The sequence below is a fragment of the Ferroacidibacillus organovorans genome, from assembly GCF_001642725.1.
Lineage (GTDB): Bacteria > Bacillota > Bacilli > Alicyclobacillales > SLC66 > Ferroacidibacillus > Ferroacidibacillus organovorans.
In genome coordinates, this window is the sequence record NZ_LSUQ01000010.1 from 80,063 (window position 1) to 86,669 (window position 6,607).

Annotated in this window: 6 protein-coding genes; all 6 read left to right on the top strand. The window is 53.4% G+C overall.

The features are described from left to right. Positions 1-47 precede the first annotated feature (47 nt). Positions 48-2,276: a polyribonucleotide nucleotidyltransferase gene (locus tag AYW79_RS05545; RefSeq protein ID WP_067562819.1), complete on the top strand. Its 2,229-nt coding sequence runs from the start codon at positions 48-50 to the stop codon at positions 2,274-2,276. Between the two features lie 116 nt (positions 2,277-2,392). Further along, positions 2,393-3,376 carry a polysaccharide deacetylase family protein gene (locus AYW79_RS05550; protein WP_067562823.1) on the top strand — a complete coding sequence of 328 codons (984 nt, stop codon included), beginning with the start codon at positions 2,393-2,395 and terminating at the stop codon, positions 3,374-3,376. 80 nt (positions 3,377-3,456) lie between these two features. Next, a complete protein-coding gene (locus AYW79_RS05555; RefSeq protein WP_067562826.1) occupies positions 3,457-4,713 on the top strand; it encodes a M16 family metallopeptidase in 1,257 nt (418 codons plus the stop codon). Continuing rightward, positions 4,710-5,150: a dUTP diphosphatase gene (gene dut, locus AYW79_RS05560; protein WP_067562829.1), complete on the top strand. Its 441-nt coding sequence runs from the start codon at positions 4,710-4,712 to the stop codon at positions 5,148-5,150. The genes AYW79_RS05555 and dut overlap by 4 nt, the downstream gene beginning before the upstream one ends. 95 nt (positions 5,151-5,245) lie before the next feature. Continuing rightward, positions 5,246-6,160: a dipicolinate synthase subunit DpsA gene (gene dpsA, locus AYW79_RS05565; protein ID WP_335583213.1), complete on the top strand. Its 915-nt coding sequence runs from the start codon at positions 5,246-5,248 to the stop codon at positions 6,158-6,160. Positions 6,161-6,164: 4 nt separating this feature from the next. Next, positions 6,165-6,607, top strand: a 443-nt coding sequence (locus AYW79_RS05570; protein ID WP_067562835.1) for a dipicolinate synthase subunit B, incomplete at its 3' end; no start/stop codon positions are given.

Genomic DNA, 6,607 nt, shown 5'->3' on the forward strand with positions numbered 1-6,607 from the left:
CTGCTTTACATATCAGCGATGAAAAGGTAGCGAAAGGAGGAATCCAGATGGTTTATCAGAGAGAGATGATGGTGGGCGGTCGTCCACTGATTGTTGAGACGGGAAGACTCGCAAAACAAGCGAATGGCGCCGTTCGCGTTCAGTATGGCGACACTGTGGTTTTGGCGACGGTGACTGCGTCAAAAGATGCAAAGGATCTCGATTTCTTTCCACTTACCGTCAACTACGAAGAACGGCTTTACGCAGTGGGGAAAATTCCTGGTGGATTTATCAAACGCGAGGGACGTCCCAGTGAGAAAGCGATTTTGGCCAGTCGGTTGATTGATCGTCCGATTCGCCCGCTGTTTCCCGACGGGTTTCGCAATGATGTTCAAGTTGTCGTGCTCGTGCAATCGGTTGATCAGGATTGTGCGCCGGAGATTGCAGGGATGATCGGTGTTTCGGCAGCGCTTGGCGTATCGAATGTCCCATTCCCAAAGCTCATCGCAGGTGTCATCGTCGGACGTGTAAACGGGGAGTTCGTGATTAACCCGACGGAAGCGCAGGCGGCGATCAGCGATCTCCATCTCGTGGTGGCGGGAACGCGTGACGCGATCATGATGGTGGAAGCTGGGGCAAAAGAGATTCCGGAGCAAGGGATGCTTGAGGCGATTTTGTTCGGTCACGAAACGATTAAGGAGATCGTCTCTTTTCTTGAAGGCTTTGTGGCTGAAGCGGGCGTTCCTAAAATGGAAGTCAGCCTTCATCAAATTGACGAAGGCTTAAAAATGGCCGTCTCGGCTTTTGCGGATGAACCGTTACGTGAAGCGATTTATACGACTGAAAAACACGCGCGCGCTGACGCGATTGAACGCGTCATGCAAGAAACACAGGCTGCACTGCTTTTGCAGTACCCGGAGCGGGTGGATGAGATTGGCGAAATTCTGCACGATGTTGTAAAGGATCTGGTACGCACCGCGATCGTCTCGGACGGAATCCGTCCGGATGGGCGCTCATTGAAAGAAATTCGCCCGATCAGTGTGGAGGTAGGCGTTTTGCCACGCACGCACGGTTCTGGACTCTTTACGCGCGGACAAACACAGGCACTCTCCGTCTGTACACTCGGCGCACTCGGGGATGTTCAGATCTTGGATGGGATTAGCCCTGAAGAGAGCAAACGTTTTATGCACCACTACAATTTTCCGCCGTTTTCAACGGGCGAAGCACGCCCACTTCGTCCACCAAGCCGCCGCGATATCGGTCACGGGGCGCTCGGGGAGCGGGCGCTTGAGCCGGTGATTCCAGACGCAGAAGCGTTTCCTTACACGATCAGGTTGGTGTCGGAAGTGCTTGAGTCAAACGGCTCCAGTTCGCAGGCAAGCATTTGTGGATCGATTCTCGCACTCATGGATGCGGGAGTACCGATTAAGGCGCCTGTTGCCGGGGTCGCGATGGGACTTGTCAAGGAGGCGGACAAGGTTGCCATTTTGACGGATATTCAAGGCATGGAAGATCACCTCGGTGACATGGATTTCAAAGTAGCGGGGACGGCAGCGGGTGTCACTGCGCTACAGATGGACATTAAGATTGGCGGGATTGATCGCGCGATTCTTGAAACGGCCCTTGCTCACGCAAACGAGGGGCGTATGTTTATACTCAATGAGATGCGCGCCGCGATTGAAGCACCGCGCGAAGAGTTGTCAAAATATGCGCCACGCATCATCTCAATGAAAATAAACCCAGACAAGATTCGCGAAGTGATCGGACCTGGCGGTCGCGTGATCAACAAGATTATTGAGGATACCGGGGTTAAGATCGATATTGAGCAAGACGGTCGCGTCTTCATCTCAACGCCTGATCATAGTTTAGGGGAGCGCGCCCGCGCGATGATTGAAGGCATCGTGCGCGATGTTATGGTGGGCGAAACGTATGAAGGTAAAGTGATGCGCGTTGAAAAATACGGCGCGTTTGTCGAACTCTTGCCTGGCAAAGAGGGGCTTGTTCACGTTTCGCAACTCGGCGCTGAGCGCGTTTCATCACCGGAAGAGTTTGTCAAAGTTGGAGATCCACTCACCGTGAAGGTTACTGAAATCGACGCACAGGGACGAATCAATCTCAGTCAACGTGAAGTTCTCAAGGATATGGGAATTCCGGTTGCAGAGGTTGCTCCACGCTCAAGCGGAGGGGACAGGCCGTCAGGCGGTTCGCGACCTTCAGGAAGTCGCCCGCCTGGCAATCGCAGTGATTCTCGCTCTGGTGAGCGAAGTGGCGACTCTCGCCCGGTTCGCCGTCCGTAATTTGACTGTATTGAAGTGAGTAGACAAAAAAGCGAGCATCTTTTGCTCGCTTTTTTGTCTACTCTGCTAGAGTGTTGCATAGACATGTCCCAAAGCGGTTCTTGGGAGATGAATGTATGCGCAATCTTCGCTCTGTCCTGTTTTTCGTAGTATGTGTAGCGGCAGTCTACGGTACACTTCGCGTGTTTGGCAATCCTCTGACGAATCCTGCAGATTGGCAGGTTCTATCCGCGACCTCAAAAATGACGTATGCGTCCGAGTTGCAGGTGCTCGCGACGCGCTATGATAAACCGCCTGTCAATGCGCGTGTTGAGAAATACTGGGGACTGATTCCTGCGTTAAACGGTGTCAAGCTTGACATCCAGAAGAGTTTGGCACGCCAAAATCTGTTGAACAAAAACGCTTCACCACTCTTTTTTGATCAAATCGCGCCAGCCGTGTCCACGACCTCACTCGTGGCGGAGCCGATCTATCGCGCGAATGCGCAGAAGCGACAAATGGCGCTGATGATCAATGTGGCATGGGGAGATGCTTATCTGCCTGCCATGCTTAAAATTCTCACGGTGCACCACGCAAAGGCGACGTTTTTCTTTGATGGATCGTTTGCGACAAAAAATCCGCAGGCTGTGAAGATGGTCCTGCAGGCAGGTATGGAGGTTGGAAATCACGCGTACAACCACCCGATGATGACAAAGCTCTCACGCGTTAAGATGATTGAACAGATTACGCGAACGAATGCAGCGATCTTACGCGCAGGTGGAGTGAAGCCCACGCTGTTTGCACCGCCCGCAGGCGATGTAAACGCGCTTGTCGTGCGCGCGGCGGCGGGACTTGGCATGCACACGATCCTCTGGACGCTCGACACGATCGATTGGCGAAAACCGCCTGCGTCGGTCATCCTTCATCGCATCGTCGATCACCGTGAACCAGGTGCGCTCGTTTTGATGCATCCGACGGCGAATACGGTGGCAGCTCTCCCGACCATGATTGAAAAATTGCAGTCGGCGGGCTATCAACTCGTCACAGTTACATCGATCATCAGCCCCGTTCGCCCAGTCCCCAATACGTATGGAGAAGCTATGACTGGTACACGCGCCTAATGAATGAATCCGCTTGTGAGGGTGAGACGCGGTCTGGTATCATGGTGAACATGATACGCGCCTGAGAAGGGAGATCGCTCTTGCTTCAATATCATCGTTTGAACAATGGAATACGCGTTTTGCTGGAGCCGATCAGTCACGTACGCTCCGTGAGCATTGGTGTCTATGTCGCCAATGGTTCACGTGACGAGCCAATCGAATTGTCGGGTGTCTCTCACATGCTTGAACACATGTATTTTAAAGGGACCACGCGGCATAATGCGCGAGAATTGGCGGAAGTTTTGGACAGTCTGGGTGGGCATGTCAACGCATATACCACAAAAGAGTATACGTGCTATCACGCGAAGGTGCTTGATGAACACGCAAAACGCTTACTTGATACGCTTTCAGAGATGCTCTTTGAGAGTGAATTTGCAGCGGATGAACTCGAGCGCGAAAAGCGTGTTGTGTTAGAGGAAATCAAAATGTATGAAGACAATTCAGAAGAGGCTGTGCACGATCTGATTTTGGAGACGGCATTTGAGCACGATATGCTCGGTGCGAACATTCTTGGCACGGAAGAGAGCCTGGAACGGCTCGATCGAACGACACTGAAAAACTTTGCGGCGAGCGCGTATACGCCTGATCGGATGGTGATCTCTGTCTGCGGTCACTTCGATGCGCTTGAGATGCTTCAGTGGATTGAGGAGTCATTCGCGCACGCGCAGGGAATGGCTCAGGCGTCTCATTCAGAGCGGCCGCCACAGTACACGCCAAAGCGCGTGTTTCAGCGAAAAAGTATCGAACAGGTGCACGTTTGCGTCGCGTATGAAGGAATACACTATGACCACAAAGACGCGCAGGCGCTGGTGGTTTTAAACAACATTCTCGGCGCGAGTTCGAGTTCAAGACTTTTTCAAGATATTCGGGAAGAACGCGGACTCGCGTATAACGTATTTTCTTATCACAGCGCATTTCGCGATACGGGACTCTATGTCCTTTCTTACGGGACGGCGCAAGATCAGGCGACCGAAGTCCTTGCGCGCATGGATCACCTTATCGCCTCTTTGTTGCAAGACGGCGTGACGGAGAGCGAGATGCAAAAATCAAAAGACCAACTGCGCGGATCCTTACTTTTGAGCCTTGAAAGCACGTCGAGTCGGATGAGTAGAATCGCCAAAAATGAACTCCTTTTACATCGAACCATAGAGGTTGAACAAGCGATTGACGAGATGATGAGTGTGACGCGAGAAGACATTGCGCGCACTGCGCAGCACATTTTTTCAGGTGCTCGCGCGATCGCTGCAGTCGGCGCTCCTTCACTTGAACCTATTTTTGAAGCGGACAATCTGCGATGAGACGATTCGAGTGGGTCGCGGGTGTCGATACGCGCGAACTTGAGCTACCCATAAGGCAGACACAGGATGCTGCAGGGTATGATCTGTGCGCACTTCACGACGTCACACTTCCTCCCGCGCGCGTGACGCTCGTTCCGACGGGTGTGCGCGCGCGCATGCCGGCTGGCGAATTTCTCGCGCTCTACGCGCGCAGCAGCCTTTCTATACGCTATGGGATCATTCTCGCAAACGGTGTCGGCGTCATCGATGCGGACTATGTAGACAATCCTTCAAACCAGGGACACATCATGATACCTCTTCTTCACTTTGGTGAAAGAGACATTCGAATCGCGCGCGGAGAGCGCATTGCGCAGGGCGTTTTTACGGCGTTTTCGCTGACGGATGACGATTCTCCAAAAACACAGAGGCGCGCAGGCGGATTCGGTTCCACCCATTGATCACCGATGGCGGGCGACTGACATAGGATGACTGTCAGCGAGCGCGAGGTAGCTCGCGAAAACATCGCCTTGTAATTCGACTCGGGTGTCGTAAAATGGGGAAAGGGGTCTCTGGCATGCTTACGGGTGTCAAGTTTGCGTTTCTCGGTGGAGATGCGCGGATGATCGAAGTGGCGCGCTGTGTGAGTGAACTGGACGCTTCGACCGTGATGGTCGGATTTGAAAAAGCTGATGTTTCGTTTCCTGACAGCGTGAAAGTCGCGTTCTCTGAAGAGGTTTTAAAAGACGCAGACGTGATTGTTTTTCCCGTGGCAGGTATCGATGATGAAGGGCGCGTTCCTGCACAGTTTGCAGAACAGCCGATCATGATGACTGAGGATCATTTTGCGGTGATCAATAAAAAAACGCAACTTTTCACGGGCATCGCGCGGCCGCGCTTTGGGGCTCTCGCCAAACGGCATGGTTTGGCGCTGGTACGCCTGATGGAACTGGATGAAGTGGCGATACTAAACTCCATTCCTACGGCGGAAGGCGCGATTGCTCTCGCGATGGAGCATACGGAGATCACGCTTCACGGATCGGCTTGCACCGTGCTTGGTTTGGGACGCTGCGGGGTCACCCTGGCGCGCGTGCTCGCTGGCATGGGGGCGGCAGTCACCGTATGTGCGCGCAAACCGAGCGATTTAGCGCGCATCCGCGAGATGGGGCTTACTGCGATCCCACTTGAACATCTCGGAGACGCCATCGCGTCGTCTGACGTTGTGTTTAATACGATCCCAGCGATGATTCTCACGTCAGACATCCTCGCGCGTGCAGCGCGTTTTTGTGTCATCATTGATCTTGCATCTGCCCCTGGCGGCACCGATTTTCGATTTGCCGAAAAACGCGGCATCAAGGCGATGTTAGCGCCGAGTTTACCAGGAATCGTCGCTCCGAAAACGGCGGGACGGATCATCGCACAGACCATGGTGCGCATGGTACAAGAAGCGTCCTCGTCCACTGGGGGATGAAGAAGTGGAACTTCGCGGCAAAACGATCGGATTTGCCATCACAGGATCACACTGTACGTATGAAGAAGTATTCCCGGAAATTGAGCGTTTCATAAAGACAGGCGTCTCCGTTGTGCCGATTTTTTCACAAACGGTCGTAAACACTGGAACGCGCTTTGGCGAAGCAGGTGTTTGGGTGAGAAGAATTGAAGAACTCACGGGTGAGACGGGAATCTCGACGATCCCGCAAGCGGAGCCGCTCGGACCGAGCAAACGGCTCGATGCATTGGTGATCGCACCGTGCACCGGTTCGACGCTCAGCCGATTTGCCAATGCGCAGACGGATTCGGCTGTGCTGATGGCGGCCAAGTCGACACTGAGAAATGATCGACCGGTCGTCTTGGCCATCTCAACGAATGACGGACTAGGTCTGAATCTGTCTCTTATCCACATCAGACGCTGCCGACG